19 protein-coding genes and 1 pseudogene are annotated in these 19,910 nt (G+C 64.7%); 5 read left to right on the top strand and 15 right to left on the bottom strand.

Going from position 1 to position 19,910, the window contains the following annotated elements:
• The first annotated feature begins 92 nt into the window (after window positions 1-92).
• Genes X733_RS143605 through X733_RS143595 form a run of 3 tightly spaced genes read left to right on the top strand, consistent with a single transcriptional unit; the run spans window position 93 to window position 1,806 of the window.
• Window positions 93-380 carry a PqqD family protein gene (locus X733_RS143605; RefSeq protein WP_023684213.1) on the top strand — a complete coding sequence of 96 codons (288 nt, stop codon included), beginning with the start codon at window positions 93-95 and terminating at the stop codon, window positions 378-380.
• Complete coding sequence (locus tag X733_RS143600; RefSeq protein WP_023668789.1) at window positions 380-814, top strand: lasso peptide biosynthesis B2 protein; 435 nt, start codon at window positions 380-382, stop codon at window positions 812-814. Before X733_RS143605 ends, X733_RS143600 begins: the two co-directional genes overlap by 1 nt.
• Window positions 811-1,806: an HPr kinase gene (locus X733_RS143595; protein ID WP_023694189.1), complete on the top strand. Its 996-nt coding sequence runs from the start codon at window positions 811-813 to the stop codon at window positions 1,804-1,806. Before X733_RS143600 ends, X733_RS143595 begins: the two co-directional genes overlap by 4 nt.
• 8 nt (window positions 1,807-1,814) lie before the next feature.
• Here the strand turns inward: X733_RS143595 and X733_RS143590 are convergent, their stop codons facing one another.
• The 15 genes from X733_RS143590 to X733_RS143520 form a co-directional block, all read right to left on the bottom strand.
• Window positions 1,815-2,840: a nucleotidyltransferase family protein gene (locus X733_RS143590; protein ID WP_023703566.1), complete on the bottom strand. Its 1,026-nt coding sequence runs from the start codon at window positions 2,838-2,840 to the stop codon at window positions 1,815-1,817.
• A gap of 448 nt (window positions 2,841-3,288) precedes the next feature.
• The gene (dhaK, locus tag X733_RS143585) at window positions 3,289-4,272 is read right to left on the bottom strand and encodes a dihydroxyacetone kinase subunit DhaK (protein WP_023819513.1); all 984 of its coding nucleotides are present in this window, start codon (window positions 4,270-4,272) and stop codon (window positions 3,289-3,291) included.
• A 22-nt stretch (window positions 4,273-4,294) separates the two neighbouring features.
• Complete coding sequence (locus X733_RS143580) at window positions 4,295-4,720, bottom strand: hypothetical protein (RefSeq protein WP_023668784.1); 426 nt, start codon at window positions 4,718-4,720, stop codon at window positions 4,295-4,297.
• Window positions 4,721-4,730: 10 nt separating this feature from the next.
• Complete coding sequence (ptsP, locus tag X733_RS143575) at window positions 4,731-6,317, bottom strand: phosphoenolpyruvate--protein phosphotransferase (RefSeq protein WP_023819514.1); 1,587 nt, start codon at window positions 6,315-6,317, stop codon at window positions 4,731-4,733.
• Window positions 6,301-6,603, bottom strand: a complete 303-nt coding sequence (locus X733_RS143570; protein WP_023684207.1) for an HPr family phosphocarrier protein — start codon at window positions 6,601-6,603, stop codon at window positions 6,301-6,303. The genes ptsP and X733_RS143570 overlap by 17 nt, the downstream gene beginning before the upstream one ends.
• A 21-nt stretch (window positions 6,604-6,624) precedes the next feature.
• Window positions 6,625-7,014, bottom strand: a complete 390-nt coding sequence (gene dhaM / locus X733_RS143565; RefSeq protein ID WP_023690004.1) for a dihydroxyacetone kinase phosphoryl donor subunit DhaM — start codon at window positions 7,012-7,014, stop codon at window positions 6,625-6,627.
• On the bottom strand, window positions 7,011-7,613 hold the full coding sequence (gene dhaL / locus X733_RS143560; RefSeq protein ID WP_023732533.1) for a dihydroxyacetone kinase subunit DhaL: 603 nt from the start codon (window positions 7,611-7,613) through the stop codon (window positions 7,011-7,013). Before dhaL ends, dhaM begins: the two co-directional genes overlap by 4 nt.
• 70 nt (window positions 7,614-7,683) lie before the next feature.
• Entirely contained in the window at window positions 7,684-9,327 is a 1,644-nt protein-coding gene (locus X733_RS143555; protein ID WP_023819515.1) for a dihydroxyacetone kinase subunit DhaK, read from the bottom strand.
• 64 nt (window positions 9,328-9,391) lie between these two features.
• Window positions 9,392-10,405 (bottom strand): ABC transporter ATP-binding protein, encoded by a 1,014-nt coding sequence (locus tag X733_RS143550; RefSeq protein ID WP_023816344.1) that lies wholly within the window; start codon window positions 10,403-10,405, stop codon window positions 9,392-9,394.
• Window positions 10,398-11,510, bottom strand: a complete 1,113-nt coding sequence (locus X733_RS143545) for an ABC transporter ATP-binding protein (RefSeq protein WP_023816343.1) — start codon at window positions 11,508-11,510, stop codon at window positions 10,398-10,400. Before X733_RS143545 ends, X733_RS143550 begins: the two co-directional genes overlap by 8 nt.
• Before the next feature lie 2 nt (window positions 11,511-11,512).
• Window positions 11,513-11,716, bottom strand: coding sequence for a hypothetical protein (locus tag X733_RS143540; RefSeq protein WP_023694181.1), 204 nt, complete (start codon window positions 11,714-11,716; stop codon window positions 11,513-11,515).
• Window positions 11,717-11,930: 214 nt separating this feature from the next.
• Window positions 11,931-12,881: a carbohydrate ABC transporter permease gene (locus tag X733_RS143535; protein WP_023711245.1), complete on the bottom strand. Its 951-nt coding sequence runs from the start codon at window positions 12,879-12,881 to the stop codon at window positions 11,931-11,933.
• Complete coding sequence (locus tag X733_RS143530; RefSeq protein WP_031198535.1) at window positions 12,878-13,825, bottom strand: sugar ABC transporter permease; 948 nt, start codon at window positions 13,823-13,825, stop codon at window positions 12,878-12,880. Before X733_RS143530 ends, X733_RS143535 begins: the two co-directional genes overlap by 4 nt.
• A 229-nt stretch (window positions 13,826-14,054) precedes the next feature.
• Window positions 14,055-15,503: an ABC transporter substrate-binding protein gene (locus X733_RS143525; RefSeq protein ID WP_023819516.1), complete on the bottom strand. Its 1,449-nt coding sequence runs from the start codon at window positions 15,501-15,503 to the stop codon at window positions 14,055-14,057.
• A gap of 254 nt (window positions 15,504-15,757) precedes the next feature.
• Entirely contained in the window at window positions 15,758-16,456 is a 699-nt protein-coding gene (locus X733_RS143520; RefSeq protein ID WP_023816342.1) for a PIG-L deacetylase family protein, read from the bottom strand.
• A 26-nt stretch (window positions 16,457-16,482) separates the two neighbouring features.
• Here X733_RS143520 and X733_RS143515 point away from each other — a divergent pair, with 26 nt between their 5' ends.
• Together X733_RS143515 and X733_RS01000000166485 are read left to right on the top strand one after the other, a co-directional pair.
• Window positions 16,483-17,373 carry a DMT family transporter gene (locus X733_RS143515; protein ID WP_023816341.1) on the top strand — a complete coding sequence of 297 codons (891 nt, stop codon included), beginning with the start codon at window positions 16,483-16,485 and terminating at the stop codon, window positions 17,371-17,373.
• A 40-nt stretch (window positions 17,374-17,413) separates the two neighbouring features.
• Window positions 17,414-19,898: pseudogene (locus X733_RS01000000166485) on the top strand (ATP-dependent helicase C-terminal domain-containing protein).
• The last annotated feature ends 12 nt before the right edge of the window (window positions 19,899-19,910 follow it).

A 19,910-nucleotide genomic window follows, 5' to 3' on the forward strand; every position in this document is an offset into this window, starting at 1 on the left:
GTCAGGCCGGCTTGTTCTCCCTCTCGTCCGCGCAATGGACAGACCCGCATCGCCGCGCTATCTGCTCTCCAGGAAAATGGTGGAGGGGCTCCATGGCCCAAATCGGTTCTGAAATGGTTCTGCGGCTGGCGGACGACGCCTCGGTCCAGCATGTCGGCGATGGCGCCGTCGTGCTCTTGGCGCGCAGCGGCCAGCTTTACACCTGCAACGGCACCACCGAAGCCTTTCTCGACAAGGTGGACGGCGCCCGCAGCCTTGACCAGATCGTCGTCCTGTTGTCTGACGAGTTCGAGGTCGACAAGGGCACGCTCGACCAGGACATGGCGGCGCTGGCCGCCGAACTGGTGAGCGAAGGCATTCTCGCCGACCCGGCTCCCTGATGGTGGACGGCGTTCTCCTGCGCGCTTTGTTTCGTGTCCATTTATGGGCAAGCGCGCGGCTGATGCCGACCCTGATCGGCCGCCGCAGCTTCGAATCGGTGCTGAAATGGGCGCCGCTCAGCGCACCCACCCCTTATCGCGGCCTGTCGTCAGCCTACATCGTCGCTGCCGTCAACCGGACCGTCCGGCACCCCTGGCTGATGCGCGACCGCAGATGCCTGCGCGAGGGCCTGCTCGCCCACCGCTTCCTGCGCTTTGCCGGCTTCGATCCGGATCTGCGCTTCGGCGTCGATCCGAAGTCGATGCAGGCGCCGCGTATGTCTGCCCATTGCTGGGTCTGTCTCGATGGCCGCCCGGTGGTCTCGGACAGCCTCCCCGGCATGGTGCAGATCTATCGCCATCACGCCGATGCCGGAAAGGCGCACGCTGCTTGACCGGTCCGGCGACCACCTTCTGCTATGATCTCCAGGGCCAGGTCATCAGCATATCGGCCTCGCGGGCCGATCTCTGGCCGAGCTTCGACCTCTTGCTCGGCACGTTGCGCGTGAGCGGGCCGGTCGAGCCCGATTTCCGCGTCGACATCGTCGAGACGCGGGAGTTACCGGAATCGCCTGCCGGAAAACTCGCTTTCGACGGCGAGGTGCCGGAGGACGGCCATTGCCGGCTGATCGACGGTGGCGGCACCGTTCATCTGGTCTTTCCCGGCCTGCAGACCGTCTCGATCAATGCCGATGGAGGCTGGGCCGAGATACGAGTCCATCCCGATGCCAAGGTCAAATGGACGGTGCTGATGATGGTGCTGGATGCAGCACTTGATGCCGGCGACCAGCACATGCTGCACACCGCCGGCCTGACATTGCCCGGCCGCGAGGCGCTCGTGCTGATCCATGCGCCGAGCGGCACCGGCAAGTCGACGACGTCGCTGGCGCTGGCGTCGCAAGGTTTCGGCCTGTGCTCGGATGACGCCATGATCCTCAAGGTTTTGGCCGGTGGCGGCATCACGGCCTGGGGCTTGCCGCGCAAGGTGAAGGTCCACCGCCACACCGCGGCAATGCTGCCCTTCGTGGCGCCTTGCCTTGGCGACAAATGGGACGCCAATGGCGAGCAGGCCGTCTCGCTGGAACGTCTCGCCGAGATCATCCGCATCGAGGAAACTGTCGGCAGACCGGTTGCGGCACTGTTTCATCTCGCCCGCTCGGCGGACGCGCAAACCCGGCTCGTGCCCATGACCAGGACAGACGCCATGGTGGCGCTTGCCACCGACAATGTCAGGACCGGCATGACCGGCCTTTTGCCGGCGCAGAAGCGCCGCATGGCAACCATCGCAACGCTGGTCAAAGCCGTCCCGACATTTACCCTGGAAGTCGGCGCGAACCCGGCCGAGGCGGCCCCGCTGATCCGCTCGGCGCTGGCGGCGCGAGACTAAAGCACACTTCAGGCAGAATGCGGCTTTGGCCTGGCGAGGCGCTGGATCCAGCGGAAGGCGTCGCGGCGCAGGCGCGAATGCATCTTGTCCCTGGAATTAACGCCGAGCAGCGTATCGCCGGTGATCAGCCATTTGGCCAAAAATATCGAGAGGCCGGGCTTGATGCGGTCGGCCAGTTCGATCGCGCGCGGTGCATCAAACAGCCGCCCCGTCACATTGAGAACCGTCGCCAGTTCGAGCTCGATGCCGCTGATGCGCGCCGCCTCGAAAAGCCGGTCTTCATCCGCGGGCGACCGCAGCGCGCGCACGCCCTGCAGCACATCGACGCAAAGCTGCAGCCGGTGGAACTTGTGCCCGCCGGCGGCGTGGACAATGGCGATGGTCAGCAGCGCGGCCGGCGTGTCGGCCTCGCCGCCGTCGATGATCTGCAATTCGCGAAAGCCCAGCGACAGCCGCCGCCGCATGCCGGAATCATGCACCAGGTTGCCGTGCAGTTCGATCAGCAGGCTGGTATTCTCCTTCTCCAGCCACTTGAACTCCTGCAGATCCTGCGACTGCGCCTCGCCGCTCCAGAGCTCGAAGCCGCATCCGGCAATCACCGTGTTGGCTTCAATGATGCTGGCCGGCTCGACCAGAATGTCGATGTCGGTGAACGGCCGGTCAGCGGCGTGGCGGTAAAGTTTGCGTGCGAAGACCGGACCCTTGACGATGCGGGCCGGAACATTTTTCGCCGCCAATGCCTTCATGATGCGGTCGCCATGATATTGCAGCAGCATCGATTGGCCGGTCGCCAGCGTCGAGCGATCACGCAGTTCCGACAGCTTTTGCCGCAAGGCTGCGTCCGCAGGCAGTTGGGCGTCGCCAATCTCGCTGAGCTTGCGCAGCATGATCGGCAGCACGCCGTGGAACTCGGCATTGGCGAGCAGTGCCAGCAAGCTTTCGGCAGCAACGTCACGGCCAATGGCAACCGTCGCCTCCGGGTCGGCGAAGGTCAGCAGCAGTTTTTCATCGGCAGGCGCAAGAGATGGCAGCATCAAACCCGGATTGCGTTCGCCCACATCAGCAATTCCCGTCCGGAATTGCGTCAAACAACCAACTCAGAGGAGCGTATGTTGCAGAAAAGCATGCATGAAGCCAGCGTGTGGTGGCAGAACCAGCTCATGAATTGACTTTCCACGGTTTCGGTCCATTCTTTTGCACTGGACTGAAAAGGGTGTTTGGAATGGCCAAGAAAAAGTATGAAGCGCCCGTGCTGCGCAAGGCAGGAAAGTTGTCCAGCGTGGTGGCCGGGCCGTCGCTGCCGATACCGCGATAAGACTTCTACGGCTTCGGTTCGGATGAAGCCGGAGCGGTCGGCCGCAAGGCAAGCCGCGCTGCAGGCGGGCAATCTGTCGGCGTGACTGCGGGTAACGGTCCGCCCGGTCCCGCAGGCTAAGGCAAGTTCATAAGCCGCCTGTTCGGGATATGGGCAAGGCCCCTCCGTTACAGTCCCCAGCGCAGCGCGGCTGTGTGCACCGGCGCGTCCCACATTGACGTTGCCTCGTCATCCAGCATGGTCAGCGTGATCGAGCAGCCGGCCATGTCGAGCGATGTCACGTAGGACCCGACCAGCGAGCGGGTCACCGTCACGCCCTGTTTTTCGAAGATGTTTCGGGCGCTGTTGTACATCAGATAGAGCTCCATCAGCGGCGTGCCGCCAAAGCCGTTGATGAACAACAGTGCCGGGCCTTTCGCCCTGTCGCCGAGATCGCCCAGGATCGCGGCGCAAATCTCTTCGGCGATCGCATCGGCGCTTTTCAACGTGTCGCGACGCCGGCCGGGCTCGCCATGAATGCCGACGCCGAATTCCATCTCGCCATCGCCAATCTCGAAGGTCGGCCTGCCGGCCGCCGGCACCGTGCAACTGGTCAGCGCCACGCCCATCGAACGCGTCGCGCTGTTGATGCGACCGCCGAGCGCCTTGAGATCCGCCAGCGCCATGCCTTGCTCGGCGGCGGCGCCGACGATCTTCTCCACCACCAGCGTGCCGGCGACGCCGCGCCGGCCGGTCGTAAAGGACGAATTCTCGACGGCGACGTCATCATTGATCACCACCTGCAGGACGCCGTCGGCCATTTCGCCGGCCATGTCGAAATTCATCACGTCGCCTTCATAGTTCTTGACGATGAACAGGCAGCCGGCGCCGGTATCGGCGGCGGNCGCCGCCAGTATCTGGTCCGGCGTTGGCGAGGTGAAGACCTGGCCGGGGCAGGCGGCGTCCAGCATGCCGTGACCGACAAAGCCGGCATGCAACGGCTCGTGGCCGGAACCGCCGCCCGAGATCAGCGCCACCTTCCCCGGCTTCATCACCTTGCGGCGAATAAATTTGTGCTCCTCGCCCAGCACCAGGATGTCGGCATGAGCTGCAACGAAGCCGTTGAGGCTTTCGGTCAGCACCGTGTCGACGGAATTCATAAACTTCTTCATGTGTCCTCCCGACACAACACGATCAGCCGCCACTCCTGCCGGTGATGCTGGTGATCTTCTGGATGAATTCATTGATCGCCTTGTCGAGCGCTGCATTCTGCTTGTCGTCGCCGAAATCGGGCACGATCAGCGAGACATGCCGGGTCTTGCGCATGCCTGCCGCAACCGACATCTTGCCGGGATGCGCCAGATGATAGGCAGCCAGAAACTGATCGCGCTCGGCCGGACTGAAATGGCAGACCGAAAAAATAGCCGGCAGATGTTTTGACGGGATCGGGGTCGAATAGGCCGCGCTGGAAATCTGGGTGACGAAGCTGCGGTGCTTGCCAAGCGCGTCGGCAAGGCGTTGTCGCATACCCGACGGTCGCTGGTCGATGACCTGCGACAGGATCGTCTTGTAGGCGCGGATCGCCTCTTCGGAGCCGGCTTCTGGTGTCTTGTCGGCCATCTCAGTCATCCTAGACCGATGCATCCGAGATGGCCGCCTTGGCCATGGCGAGTTGGGCGGGAGCCACCGAGAGATCCCGCAGGCCGGCCTCGAGCAGTGCCGGGATCGATGCCGGATCGCCGCCGGCATCGCCGCACAGGCTGACTGGGATTTTCGCGCGCAGGCCAAAAGCGGCAACCGAGCCGATCAGCCGCAACACGGCGGGATGGCGGACAGAATTAAGATGCGCCACGGCTGCGTTATCGCGGGCAGCCGCCATTACATATTGGGTCAGATCGTTCGAACCGATCGAGAAGAAGGCGACATCGGCGAACGCCTCCGGCGCGATCGCCACCGAAGGCACCTCGACCATGATGCCGAGCGGCGGCATTTTTTGCGCGATGCCGCGCGCGGCAAGCCCGGCCTGCTCCTCCACGAACAGAGCGGCGGCGCGTTGGTATTCCTCCGCGACGGCGATCATCGGAAACATCACCTTCAGATTGCCGTGCACCGCCGCGCGCAGCAGCGCCCGGATCTGTACGCGAAACACCTCCGGCCTTGCCAGCGACAGCCTGATGCCACGCAGCCCGAGGAACGGGTTGCTCTCCTCGACGGTGAAGCCCGGCACCGGCTTGTCGCCGCCGGCATCGACGGTACGGATGGTCACCGGCTTGTCGCCTGCCCATTCCAGCACCTTGCGATAGGCCTGGTATTGCGTCTCCTCGTCCGGCGGCGCCTTGCCGAACAGGAATTCGGTGCGCGTCAGCCCGACCCCGTCGCAGGTCGAAATGTCGATGCCGTCGACCTCGGACGGATCGGCGATGTTGACCTGCACGCGCACTGTCGTCCCGGCCCGGGTTACCGCCGGTTTCGCGAGATAGACTCCGGCCTTGTCTCGATGTGCCACAAACGAGGACGAGGACCGGTGGAACGCTTCGATCTCGGTCGTGGTCGGCGAAAGCACGATACCGCCATGCTCCGCATCGAGCAGAGCCAGACCGACGGGATTAGCCGGCGACGCGCCAAGCCCCACAACCATCGGCACGCCGCGCGAGCGCGCCAGCATGGCGACGTGGCTGGCGGCGCTGCCGGCCCTCAGCGCGATGCCGCCGCCGGTGCTCCAGTCGGTCTCGAGAAAGCGCGTCGGCGCGATGTCCTCGCCATAGAGAATGGCGCCCGCTGGTGGAGCGCTCTCCTGCTCCTCGGTAAGGGCGCGCAGCACGCGGTCGCGGATATCGCTGATATCGGCGGCGCGAGCCCGGAAATAGTCCTGGTCTGACGTTTCGTAGCCGGAGATCTCGGCGTCCAGCGCCTGTCGCCAGGCCATGTCAGCCGGCATGCCGGACGCGATCGCGGCAAAAGCCGGGCCGGTCAGTGCCTCGTCCCCAAGCATGGCGAGCTGGAATTCGAGAATGCCGGCGGCCTCGTCATCGGCGGTTTCGATCAGGGTCGCGAGCCGGTCCGTCGCGCTGGCGATAGCTGCTTCCAATGCGGCCTTCTCCTCGCCGGCTGTCGCCTTCCCTGAGTAGCGCGCAGGGCCGCCATCAAGGTTGAACAACGGCCCCTCGGCATAGCCGGCCGAGGCCGAAATGCCTTGCAGCCTAAGCGGTTCGGGCATGGCCCGCATCCTCGTCGAAACCGCGTCGCACCAGCTCGGCCAGCGCTCTCACGGCATCATCGGCGCCGTCGCCTGTGGCCCGGATGTGCAGCATGGTGCCTTTCGGCGCCCTGGCCGCCATCACCTTGACGATGCTCTTGGCGTCGAACCATGGGCCGTTGGCGGCAAGCGCAATCTCCACCTCGGCGGCAAAGCTCTTGGCAAGCTTGGTGAACTTCACCGAAGGGCGCGCGTGCAGACCTACCTCGTGGGTGATCAGGACGGTGGCCTCGGCAAATGCGGACATCAGGTCAAAATTCCCGTTCGCTCACGACGGCGACAATTCATGCGCCGTCGCCACCACTTCCTTCAGCGAGGCCCCGCCGGACGCCTCCGTCGCAGCCATCACCGCGCCTTCGACTATCGGCGCGTTGCAGACGACGATCTTCTGCGCCCGCGGCTCGCCGATCATTTCCACCGCCATTTCCGAATTGGTCTCGGCGCCGCCGAGATCGACCAGTATGGCGACGCCCGCCTCCGACCACGCCTTGTCGATGGCGCCCATGATCGCTTCGACGCTGGTGCCGAGCCCGCCATGGCCGTTTCCGCCGCACCATGCAAGCGGCACTTCGTCGCCCACCATCTGCCGCACCATGTCGGCCGTGCCTTCGGCAACCAGCGGCGAATGCGAGACGATGACGATGCCGACATTGCTCATGCTTGGCCCTCGACGGTTTCGGCGACGGTCCGCACCAGCAGCGCCACAGAGCGTCCGCCGGCATCCATATGACCGATTGAGCGGTCGCCGAGGAATGAGGCGCGACCGCGTGTTGCCTTCATCGGCACGGTCGCTTCGGCAGCCGCGTCGGCAATATCAGCGATTTCCGAGCCTGTCTTTCCATTCGCGAGCGCGTCATGCACCGGATACAGCACATCGAGCATCGTCTTCTGGCCGACCTGCGATTTGCCTCTGGCGGCCACCGCCTCGATTGCCTTGCCGAAAGCAGCCGTCAGCTTGGGGCGATCCGGCTCTCCTGAAATCTCCTTGCCCAGCGCCAGGAACAATGTACCGAACAGCGGCCCGGACGCACCGCCAACCGTCATCACCAGCTTGGTGCCGATCGCCTTCAGCGCCTCGGGCAGCGGCTTTGCAGCGAACGCCCCGGCATCGGCGCGCACAGCCTCGAAGCCGCGCTTCATGTTCAGCCCATGGTCACCGTCCCCGATCGCCTGGTCGAGCGCGGTCAACTCTTCCGAGTGAGCGGCGATCGTGTCCGCGGCGGCTGTGATCAGCCTGGCAAGGTCGAACGCTGCCATGTCCAGATTCCCGGTTTCGATCCTGCCGGCAGTATCGCAAGAGTTTTCATTCGACAATCGAAGCATGCCGTCAGGCCGCTGCATGCAGCGCGGCGGCGGCCGCGAACACTTCGGCCACGGCATGGGCGCCAGGGTCGACTACGCCCTGCAATTTGGTGCCGACATAGGCGGAGCGCCCGGCCTTCGCCTTCTCCATGGCCGCGGTCGCCTCGGCGCCGTGCCGTGCCGCTGTAGCCGCGGCATGCAGCCCCTTGGCATCGAGCGCCTTCAGCCCCGGCTCCAAGGCATCGACCATGGTGCGGTCGCCGACCCTGGCGCCGCCATAGAAGGTCATCCGGTCAAGCCCGGCAAGCAGCGCCTTGGACAGGGTTGCTCCGCCGTTCGAAGCCTGAGCCGCCGCCGTGAAGAAGATCGACAGCAAGACGCCTGAGGAGCCGCCCATTGCGACGCCCAGACTATCGCCTATAGCCGCAAGTGTGGCGGCAGGGTCGGCCAGCGGCAGCGCATCGAGCCGTTCCAGCACGCTGCGCGCGCCGGTCGCAACCGTCGAACCGGTATCGCCATCGCCCGCCTTGGCGTCGAGCCCGTTCAGTGTCTCTTCGAGCGCGATCAGCCGTTCGCAGACCGTGATGATCAAACGCCTGGTGCCGGAATCCTGGCTGGCCCTTTGGGCTGCGCTGTTTCCAGCCGCTTTCGCCATAGGCACGATAGCCGGCGCGACGACGGTTTTGGCCGGCATCCAGGCATGTGGGCCGACAGGCGCCAGCAAGCCTGCCTCGCGCGCCGCATCGAGCTTGATCAGCGACAGCGAAAAACCGTTCATGTTGAGCGCCGTCATCAGCGGTCCGGGGCCGATCGCAAGCTTCACGGTCTTGGCCAGCGGCGAGGCCAGCACGGCATTGGCGACCAGCGACATTTCGAGCGGCGGCACCGAGCCGAGATTGTTGATGAGCAACGCGTGGCTGGCGTTCGGGTCGAGCCGCGCGGCCAGCCGCTCCGCCATGATCGCCACAAGTCTGTCGGCGCTCTGCACGGCGATGCGCTCGACGCCCGGCTCGCCATGGATGCCGAGGCCGAGTTCGCCGTCATTTTCGCCGAACCGCTCTTCATGTGGCTGGCCGGGGATCGAGCAGGACGACAGCGACATGCCGAGCGAGATGATGTCCTTCGCCGCCGCGCGAGCCGCTGTCGCGATCGCTGTCAGACCGCTTCCCGTCTCCGACAAATGGCCTGATATCTTGTGCACGAACAAGGTGCCGGCGACGCCGCGCGGCTGGTTGATATCGGGCAAGGCAATGTCGTCGGCGACGATCGCCATCTCGACGCGAAACCCCTCGGCGCGCGCCTTCTCGGCCGCGAGGCCGAAATTGAGGCGGTCGCCGGTGTAGTTCTTGACGATCAGCAGGCAGCCAGCCGGGCCGGTCACCGCGCGAATGGCGGCCAGCACCGCCTCGACGCTGGGCGAGGCAAAGATCTCGCCCGAGACCGCCGCCGTCAGCATGCCCTTGCCGACAAACCCGGCATGCGACGGCTCGTGCCCGGCACCGCCGCCGGAGACGACGGCAACCTTTGCCTTGTCCCAGTCGGCGCGCAGCACGACCTTGATCTCGGGATAGCCGTCGAGGCGGGCGAGATCGCCGGAACCGATAGTCCGCAACAGCCCGTCCAGCGCCTCGGTGACGATCGTTTCCCTGCGGTTGAAAAAGTGCTTCATCGAATTCGTCCTGTATTCGTCAATCAGAAGCCGGTGCCGTGCCCTTGGCGAGACACCGAAAACCTCACATCAGTCTTTGTCCGTCGGCGCCGAAATAAAGTGGCGAGCGGTAGCGGATCACCACTTTGTCGCCCTCGGCCAGATCCGTATCGGGGTCGGTGAGCGTCACCAGTTTCTTCGGGCCGACCGTAACATGCAGATGGTTCTGGTCCCCGAGATGTTCGACCCAGTCGACGACGCCGTCGGCATGGCCGCTTGCGGTCTTCTCGATCGACAGATGCTCGGTGCGCGCGCCGATGGTCTTGGTTCCGGTCGGCGCCCCACCATCAGGCAGCAGCCCGGCCGGCAGCAGGTTGATCGCCGGCTGGCCGAGGCGGGCCGCGACATGAAGGTTGGCCGGCTCCGAATAGATTGTGCGCGGCGTGCCGATCTGCACCAGCACGCCGTCATTGAGGATGCCGATGCGATCGGCCATGGTCATCGCCTCGATCTGGTCGTGCGTGACATAGAGCATGGTGGCGCCGAGTTCGGCCTGGATGCGCTTGAGTTCGAGCCTGAGATCGGCGCGCAATTTGGCATCCAGCGACGACAGCGGTTCGTCCATCAGATAGATCGACGGTTTGCGCACCAACGCTCGGCCGATGGCGACGCGCTGCATCTCGCCGCCCGACAGCTTGGTCGAGCGGTTGGCGAGCTTGTGGTGGATGCGCACCATCTTTGCCACCTCTTCGACGCGGCGGCGAATCTGGTCCTCCGGTACTTTCCGCGCCGGCGAGCGCAGCGGGAAGGCGAGGTTGTCGTAGACTGACAGATGCGGGTAGAGCGAATATTGCTGGAAGACGAAAGCGGTGTCGCGCTCGGCCGGCGACAGCGTCGTCGCATCGTGGCCGCCAATATCGATCCTGCCGCCATCCGGCCGCTCCAGTCCGGCGATCAATCTCAGCGTCGTCGTCTTGCCGGCGCCGGTCGGGCCGAGCAGCACGACGAATTCGCCATCGGCGATGTTGAGGTCGAGGCCATTGACGGCGACATGATCGCCGAAGCTTTTGGTCACGCCCTTGATGTGCACGTCAGCCATGCTGCGCTCTCCCTTGAGAGGCGGTATCGTGGATCGCGGTGCGCACCGCCCGACCCGAGCCCTTGTCGAACAGCGACAGCCGCGCGCTGTTCAACGTCAGCCCGACATGATCGCCGGCAGCGAGCCGGATTTCGGCCGGCACCCGCGCCTTGATGATGCCGTCCGCCGTCTCCACCGCCACGATCTGCGTCGTGCCGAGATATTCGGTGCCGTAGATGGCGCCGCGCAGTTTCGACGCATCGTCGAAACGGATGTGCTCGGGACGGATGCCGAGCGCCATGTCGGCGGGCGCAATTTCCTCGCGCACTTCCGGCACCGCCACCTTGGCGCCCTGGACGACGATTTCCTTCGCCCCCTTCGCCAGCCCGCCACCGAAGCCCAGGAAATTCATCGGCGGCGAGCCGATGAAGTCGGCGACGAACATGGTTGCCGGGCGGTCGTAGATTTCGCGCGGGCTGCCGAACTGTTCGATGACGCCATGGTTCATGACGGCGATCTTGTCGGCCATCGACATCGCTTCCATCTGGTCGTGCGTGACATAGACGGTGGTGGCGTGGATGCGGTTGTGCAGCTCGCGCAGCTCATGCACCATCAGATCGCGGAATTCGGTGTCGAGCGTGCCGAGCGGCTCGTCCATCAGAAAACACTTTGGCCGTCGCACGATGGCGCGGCCGAGCGCGACCCGCTGGCGGTCGCCGCCGGCAAGCCCTGAGACCGATTTGTTGAGCAGGTGGTCGATGCGCAGCAGCTTCGCCGTTTCCTCGACACGGCTTCGAATCTCGGCCGACGGCATGCCTTGCGCGAGAAGCGGGAAGCCGATGTTCTTGCGCACATTCATATGCGGATAGAGCGCGAAAAGCTGGAAGACGAAGGCGATGTCGCGTTCGCGCGCCCGGCGCATGGTGACATCCTCGCCGCCGAGCAGGATCTGGCCGCCCGTCGGCAGTTCCAGCCCGGCGATCATGCGCAGCGTCGTCGTCTTGCCGCAGCCCGACGGGCCAAGCATGACGAAGAACTCGCCATCCTCGACGATGAAGCTGGAATCCTGCACGGCGACGAAATCGCCGAAGGCCTTTCTCAAATGTTGGACGCGGATTTCGGCCATGATTATTCCGGGAATTTCGAGACGATGATGAACATCACTGTGCCGGCGAGCATGGTGATGAAGGAGTAGGTGTAGAGCGCGAGCGCGAAAGGCTGGAACAGCATCAGGAAGCCGACGGCGATGAGCGCCGTCGCAATGTTTTCCATGAGGCCGCGCCGGGCCCAGCGAGGCCAGGATGACTTTTTGGAGATGGCTGGGCGCGTCATGCGTAGCTGCCTTCCTTCTGCCCGGCAACGGGGCGAGACGGTTGCCAGGTGGTTCCCCCACTCCGTCGCTGCTTCGCAGCGTCACCTCTCCCCCCTCCGGAGGGAGAGGAAGGCAGCCTGCCTGAATGAAGTGCGCGTCCTTCCTCTACCCCGTCGATGGGGGGAGAGGTGTCGAGCGAAGCTCGACGGAGTGGGGGTCGACCTGGCACACCACTCATTTGCGAACCGCGCCGAAAGTGATGCCGCGCAGCAACTGCTTGCGTAGCAGGATGGTGAAGACCAGGATCGGCACCAGGAAGATCGTCGTGCCCGCCGCCACCGCCGGCCAGTCCTGGCCGCCTTCGCCGATGATAGTCGGGATGAAGGGCGGTGCGGTTTGCGCCGTGCCGGAGGTGAGCAGTGCCGCGAAGGCATATTCGTTCCAGGCGAAGATCAGGCAGAAGATGGCGGTCGCGGCGATGCCGGTGGTGGCTTGCGGCAGCACGGTGCGCCAGAAGGCCTGCAGCCTGGTATAGCCGTCGATCATCGCCGCTTCCTCATACTCGCGCGGGATCTCGTCGATGAAGCCTTTCAGCAGCCACACCGCCAGCGACACGTTTACCGCCGTGTAGAGCAGGATCATGCCCAGCGCGGTGTCGGACAGGCCGAGCTCGCGGTACATCAGGTAGATGGGAATCGCGACCGCGATCGGCGGCATGAAGCGCGTCGACAGGATGAAGAACAGAAGGTCATCGGCCAGCGGCACCTTGAAGCGCGAGAAACCATAGGCAGACAGCGTGCCGAGGAAGACCGCGCAGAAGGTCGAGCCGAAGGCGATTATCAGCGAATTGACGAAGCGCGGCAGGAAATTGGACGGGCCGGCAATCACCATGTTGCGCTTGCGCGAGGTCTCGTCGCAGAAACCGGTCGCGGGTCCGAGCGAGTTGATGTACTCGGGCGTTTGCCTGGTGCGCGTCGTGAACAGGTTGCAATAGCCCTCGATGCTCGGCTGGAACAGAATCTTGGGCGGATAGGCGATCGAATCCGGCGGCGTCTTGAAGCTGGTGGCGAAGATCCACAGCAGCGGCACGATCGAGATCAGCGCGTAGAGCACGATGATCGTGCCGGCGATCCGCTTCGAATTGGCCGAGGGGGCGACGACGGAGTGGGCGGTGGTCAGGCTCATCTCTGCTTCACCTTGTTCAGCGCCTTGACGTAGATGTTGGCCAGCCCAAACACCGCGACGAACAGGATGATGGCGAAGGCCGAGGAATATCCGGTGCGCCAGCTCTCGAACGCTTGCCGTTTCAGCGTGATGGAAGCGACCTCGGTGGTCGAGCCCGGCCCGCCACCGGTCAGCAGGTTGACCATGTCGAACATCTTGAAGTTCTCGATGCCGCGAAACAGCACCGCCAGCATGATGAAGGGCAGCGCCATCGGCAGCGTGATCGACCAGAACTGCCGCCAGTTGGATGCGCGGTCGACCTCGGCCGCCTCATAGATGTATTCGGGGATCGAGCGCAGGCCGGCGAGACAGATCAGCATGACATAGGGCGTCCACATCCAGGTGTCGACGATGATGATCGACCACGGCGCCAGCGACACGTTGGACAGCATCTGGATGTCGGTCGGTGGTATCCGGGTGACGAACGAGATGGCGTAGGCGAACAGGCCGATCTGCGGCTCGTAGAGGAAACGCCAGAAATTGCCGACCACCGCCGGCGACAGCATCATCGGCACCAGGATGATGGTCGTCCAGAAGGCGTGGCCGCGAAACTTCCTGTCGATCAGCCATGCCAGCGTGAAACCGATCAGCGTCTGCAGCAAGATCGTCCAGAACACGAAATGCGCCGTCGTCTGCATGGCGATCCAGATGTCCTGGTCGCCGAGGATGCGCTGGTAATTGGCGAAGCCGAGGTTCTTCACCACCTCGTTCGGGCGGTTCGCCCGGAAGTTGGTGAAGGACAGGTAGATCGCCCAGAACAGCGGGAAGATGTTGATGGCCAAGAGCAACAGGATCGTCGGCGAGATGAACAGCCAGGCGAGGCCCTTGTCGCTGATCCCCCGGACCTTGCGGGCCAACGGCTCCGGGGTCGCCCGGGCAACGTTCTCCGCAGTCCGATTGAGCATGGTGAGTCCTGCTTCGGTCACGTCAAGTCTCGACACTGGAATTTATCTGAACTGCGTCCCGTGCCAAGGGCAGCACGGGACCAAGAGCATGATGCCGAAAAGTGTGAAGCGGTTTTCGGACGACATCATGCTCTCTCTCTTTTTAGCCCTGAGGCGGATGATTTCTGGTCGATTCGGCCTGAAAATCATCCGCCTCTGGGGTCAGGCTCGGGAGGAGCCGTTGGTCCGGTTACATCTTGCCGTCGTCCTGGAACACTTGCGTCCAGTCCTTGACCAGGCCGTCAAGCGCGTCCTTGGCCGAACCCTGGCCGGCAACGACATAGTCGTGGAAGCGCTTCTGCGACGCCTGCAGCAGCGGTGCGTAGCTCGGCTCGGCCCAGAAGTCCTTCACGATCGCCATCGAGTCGAGGAAGGTCTGCGCATAAGGCTGGCTGGACGGGAAGGCCGGGTCCTTGACCACCGCGTTCAGGCAGGAATAGCCGCCGAGCGACCACCATTTGGCCTGCACATCCTTGTTGGCGAACCACTTGATGTATTTCAGCGCCGATTCCTGCTTGTCTGAATAGGACACCACCGAAATGCCCTGGCCGCCAAGCTGCGCAAACTGGGCGCCACCGGGACCCTTCGGATTGACGAAGTAGCCGATCNTGTATTTCAGCGCCGATTCCTGCTTGTCTGAATAGGACACGACCGAAATGCCCTGGCCGCCAAGCTGCGCAAACTGGGCGCCACCGGGACCCTTCGGATTGACGAAGTAGCCGATCTTGTCGCCGCCGACATTCTCGTCCTTCTGCAGGCCGGGCCAGGTGAAGGCGAAGTTCATGTGCATGGCCACCTGACCGGATTTGAAAGCGTCGACGCCTTCGCCCATATAGCTGTTCGAGGCACCCGGAGGCGTGCAGCAATCGTAGAGCGACTTGTAGAACTCCAGGCCTTTGACCGCGTCTGGCGAATTGACGAAGCCTTCCATCTCGTAGGGCTTCTTGGGGTTTTCATACTGGAAGCCGTAGCTGTAGAGCACGTCCATGGCGCCCATGGTGATGCCTTCCGAGCCACGCTCGGTGTAGATCGAAGCGCCATAGACGGTCTTGCCGTCGATCTCGCGCTTCTGGAAGAACTCGGCGACCTGCTTCAGCTGGTCGAAGGTGGTCGGTGGGCCGAGGTCCCAACCATACTTTTCCTTGAATTCCTTCTGCAGTTCCGGCTTGGAGAACCAGTCCTTGCGGTAGGTCCAGCCGACGACGTCGCCCATGGCCGGCAGCGCCCAGTAGTTCGGCGTGTTCTTCGGCCATTCGGAATAGCCGACGACGGTTGCCGGCACGAAGTCGTCCATGCTGATCTTCTCCTTGTCGAAGAAGTCGTTCAGCTTGACGTAGTGGCCGTTCTCGGCCGAGCCGCCGATCCACTGGCTGTCGCCGATGATCAGGTCGCAAAGTTTGCCGTGCGAGTTGAGCTCGTTGAGGAAGCGGTCGGCATAGTTGGTCCACGGCACGAATTCGAATTTCATGCCGATGCCGGTTTCCTTGGTAAAATCCTTGGACAGTTCGACCAGCGCGTTTGCCGGATCCCAGGCGGCCCAGCAAAGCGTCAGGTCTTCAGCGTGCGCCGCGTTCGAGACGGCTGTCGACGCGGTAATCGCCGAGGCCAGCCCCAACGCCAGTTTCAAGCTCGATTTCATGCCTTCCTCCCATTTGCGAAACGCGCCCGGATGGCCGTTTCAAGAACCCCCCAACCCTCGCTCCTCCGAGGGGCTAAACACGGCGCGCTATGCGTCGCCAGGGCGGCGCGGTGCGCCGCAGATGTTTAGTAATTTGTTTAGTGATGCAATTTTTACTAAACAAGGCAAGCGAATTCGTCGCTGCGCCGCAACATGGCGAAACGGCGATTGAAATCGTTGGGAAATGATTGCCGGACGGCTCGCCCGGAAGTTGCTTAGCCGGGGTCGCCTATAATTTTCGTCTGCGGCGTCACCGGCCGAACAGGGGGCGCGGGCGGCAGCAGCGCGCGGATGTCGGCGAAGGGAAATGTCGGCTCGAATCGGAAGGCCTCGGCCAGGGAGCCGGGAACGCTGTTGCATTGCCCGGCGCGAAACTCATTCTGGACGCGCGCTCTGTCGACATATTGCTCCGGCCACTGCGACTGGTGCGCTCGGATCGCCTGCGTCTTGATATCGCCGTAGGCGGAAATGTCGACGTAATGCGTCGGCGCAAAGCCGGTGCCGCCCATCGTGTCGGCATGCAGCACGGGGACGCCGAACGAGGCCGCGATGCGCACGCTGTCCGACAAAGCACGATGGTCGGCGTGATAGTCGTTGGGGGCATGCGTGATCACCAGATCCGCCGCGGTCTCGCGTATCAGCGCTTTCAGCGAAGCGATCAGTGCCGCATCAGCCACCAGTTCGCCGTCGGGAAAGTCGAGAAAGCGAAGGGTTGCGCCGAGCAGCGCCGCAGCGGCCGCCGCCTCGTCGCGGCGGACACGAGCCAAAACGCTCGGGTCGCCCATGCCGCCCCTGGCGCCATCCGTGGCCACGGCAAAAGTCAGTTCTGCGCCTTGCGTGGCATAGGCAGCCAGCGTACCGAACATGAATATCTCGATGTCGTCGGGATGCGCGCCGAGCGCCAATACCTTCACTGCACTCTCCCCGGAAATGGAAAAACGTGACGAACGGAATCCTGCTCGCCCTCATCGCCTATGCAAGCTATTCGTGCAGCGATGCCGTTATCAAGAGCCTTGGCGGACAGTTCACCGTCTTCGAGATCGGCTTCTTCATCACGCTGTTTGCCGGCTGCTTCCTGTTTTTCAGCCGCCCAGTCGGTGAGCGCTGGCGCGACTTCTGGCGCACCGGGCGGCCATGGGCGGTGCAGGCCCGCGCCTGGGCCGGCATCGCCTCGGGCGTGCTCAGCGTCTACGCCTTCACCACCATTCCGCTGGCCGAGACCTATGCACTGATCTTCCTGGCGCCGCTTTGCGTTACCATTCTCTCGACCGTCATCCTGAAAGAAAAGGTCGGTCCATGGCGCTGGCTGGCGGTGGTTGCCGGCTTTGCAGGTGTCATGCTGGTGGTGCGGCCAGGTTTTCGCGAGTTGCATCTCGGACACCTTGCCGCCTTCACGGTGGCCTTCCTCGCCGCGGCCAGCGTCATCCTGATGCGGTCGCTCGCCCAGCAGGAAAAGCGCACCACCATGCTCGGCGTGCTCATCGGTTACGGGCTGCTGTTCAACGGGGCCGGCACCATCGCCACATCGTTCACCCTCCCCAACGCCATGCAGCTGCTGTGGCTGGTGCTGGGCGGCGCCTTTACCGCCGGCGGCCAATTGCTGCAGCTGCTGGCCGCCAAATACGCACCGGCCAACCGCATCGCGCCGACGCATTATTCGCAGATCGTCTGGGCGGTGATCCTTGGCGCGCTGTTCTTCCAGGAGTATCCGGACTGGATATCGCTGGTCGGCTTGGCCGTCGTCGGCGCGTCCGGCCTGCTCACCATGGTGCGCGAGGAGGTGCGGCTGGGCACGGTGCGCTGGAACCCGTTTTCACGCACAAGGCTTTGAGCCGTTGCACGGTTGTGGTGACCGCTGATATGCGGACGCAATGACGACGAGATCCTTGCCGGAGCTTCCGGTATCCGCCGTGCTGCCGGCCCTGAGCCAGGCGCTCGGCTCCGGCAACAGCGCCGTTCTGGTGGCGCCGCCCGGCGCCGGCAAGACGACGCTGGTGCCGCTGGCGCTGCTCGATGCGCCCTGGCTGGTCGCCGGCAAGATCGTCCTGCTCGAACCGCGCCGGCTCGCCGCCCGCGCCGCCGCCCGCCGCATGGCCGAATTGCTTGATGAAGAGCCTGGCGCCACCGTCGGCTATGCCATGCGCATGGAAAACCGCACATCGGCCCGGACAAAAATCCTGGTCGTCACCGAAGGCGTCCTGGCGCGCATGATCCTAGACGATCCCGAGCTGCCCGGCGTCTCGGCGGTGATTTTCGACGAATTCCACGAGCGCTCGCTCGACGGCGATTTCGGCCTGGCGCTGGCGCTCGACGTGCAGGGCGCGCTGCGGCCGGATTTGCGGCTGCTGGTGATGTCGGCAACGCTCGATGGCGCGCGCGTCGCGAAACTCCTGTCCGGCGCCCCGGTGATCGAAAGCCAAGGCCGTGCGTTCCCCGTAGATGTCAGATACGACGAGCGGCCAGCCGGCGTTCCCATCGAAGACGCCATGGCCAAGGCGATCCGCTCCGCTCTTGCCGGCGAGAGCGGCAGCGTGCTCGCCTTCCTGCCCGGCCAGCGCGAGATCGAGCGCACGGCCGAGCGGCTGCAGGGCCGCCTCGGCGCCGACACCGACATCGTGCCGCTCTACGGCCAGCTCGACAACAGGGCGCAGGATGCAGCCATCAAACCGGCGCTGCCGGGCCGCCGCAAGGTGGTGCTGGCGACGTCGATCGCCGAGACCTCGATCACCATCGACGGCGTGCGCGTCGTCATCGATTCCGGCCTGTCGCGGCTGCCGCGCTACGAGCCGGCAAGCGGCCTGACCCGGCTGGAGACGGTGCGCGTTTCCAGGGCGTCCGCCGACCAGCGCGCCGGCCGCGCCNCGGCCGCCGACCAGCGCGCCGGCCGCGCCGGGCGCACGCAGCCAGGCGTCACCATCCGCCTCTGGCGGGCCGAGCAGACGGCGGCCCTTCCCGCGTTCACCCCGCCCGAGATTCTGGAAGCCGACCTGTCCGGCCTGCTGCTCGATTGCGCCGCCTTCGGCGTCGCCGATCCGGCGAGCCTGTCCTTCCTCGACCCGCCGCCGGCCCCGGCGCTCAACGAGGCGAGGGCGCTGCTCATGGCGCTGCACGCCATCGACGCGGCCGGACGGCTGACGGAGCAGGGCGGCGCGATGCGCAAGCTGGCGCTGCCGGTAAGGCTGGCGCACATGGTCGCCGAGGCGGCAGGCACCGGCCACGCGCTCGAGGCTGCGATGCTAGCCGTCCTGCTCACCGAGCGTGGTCTCGGCGGCGACGGCGCCGACCTCGAACGGCGCTTGATGCGCTTCCGCACCGAAAAGTCACCGCGCGCCTTCCTTTCACCAATATTTGCCCTGAAAAGGCCGCCAACGGTGCNAGAGCAGCGAAGCCGCTTCTGCCGGTCTTTTGCTCATCCACGCCTGGCCGGACCGCGTCGCCAGGGCGCGCGGCGAGCGTGGCCGTTTCGTGCTCGCCAACGGCTCCGGTGCAATGGTCGACGCCGCCGATCCGCTGGCCGGCGAGACCTGGCTGGTCGTCGCCGATCTGCAAGGCAAGGCGCAAAATGCCCGCATCACGGCGGCGGCAGCCGTCGACGAGGCCGACATCCGCGCCGCACTCTCCGACAGCATCGAGACGCGCCGCGAGACAAGCTTCGACCGCGAGCGGCGCGCGGCGCGCGTGCGCGAGACCGCCAGGCTCGGCGCCATCACTTTGTCGGAGCGCATGCTGCCCGCACCAACTGGAACAGACGCCGACCGCGCCATAACAGATGCCTTGCGCGAGCACGGCCTGTCGCTGCTGGAATGGGGCAAGGACGGCGAGACGCTGCGCCAACGGCTCGGCTGGCTGCATCGCGGCCTCGGCGCGCCTTGGCCCGATGTTTCGGAACCCGCCCTGCTCGAAGGCCTCGACGACTGGCTGCTGCCGTTCCTTTCGGGCAAGGCATCCTTCGCCGCGATCGATCCCGGCGTGCTGTCGTCAGGCCTGATGGCGCTGGTGCCGCACGAATTGCAACGCAAGGTCGGCACACTGGCGCCGACCCATTTCGACGCGCCCTCCGGCAGCCATGTGCCGATCCGCTATGACGGCGAATGGCCGGTGCTGGCCATCCGCGTGCAGGAACTGTTCGGCCTTGACCGCCATCCGGCAATCGCCAACGGCACCGTGCCGCTGACGCTCGAGCTGTTGTCGCCGGCGCACCGGCCGATCCAGACGACGCGCGACCTGCCCGGCTTCTGGCGCGGCTCCTGGGCCGATGTGCGCACCGACATGCGCGGCCGCTATCCCCGCCATGTCTGGCCGGAAAATCCGCTGCTCGCTGCGGCCACCGCCCGCGCCAAACCGCGAGGGACCTAGCGCTCGTCCTTT

The organism is Mesorhizobium sp. L2C066B000, from assembly GCF_000502335.1.
In the GTDB taxonomy this organism is placed as follows: domain Bacteria; phylum Pseudomonadota; class Alphaproteobacteria; order Rhizobiales; family Rhizobiaceae; genus Mesorhizobium.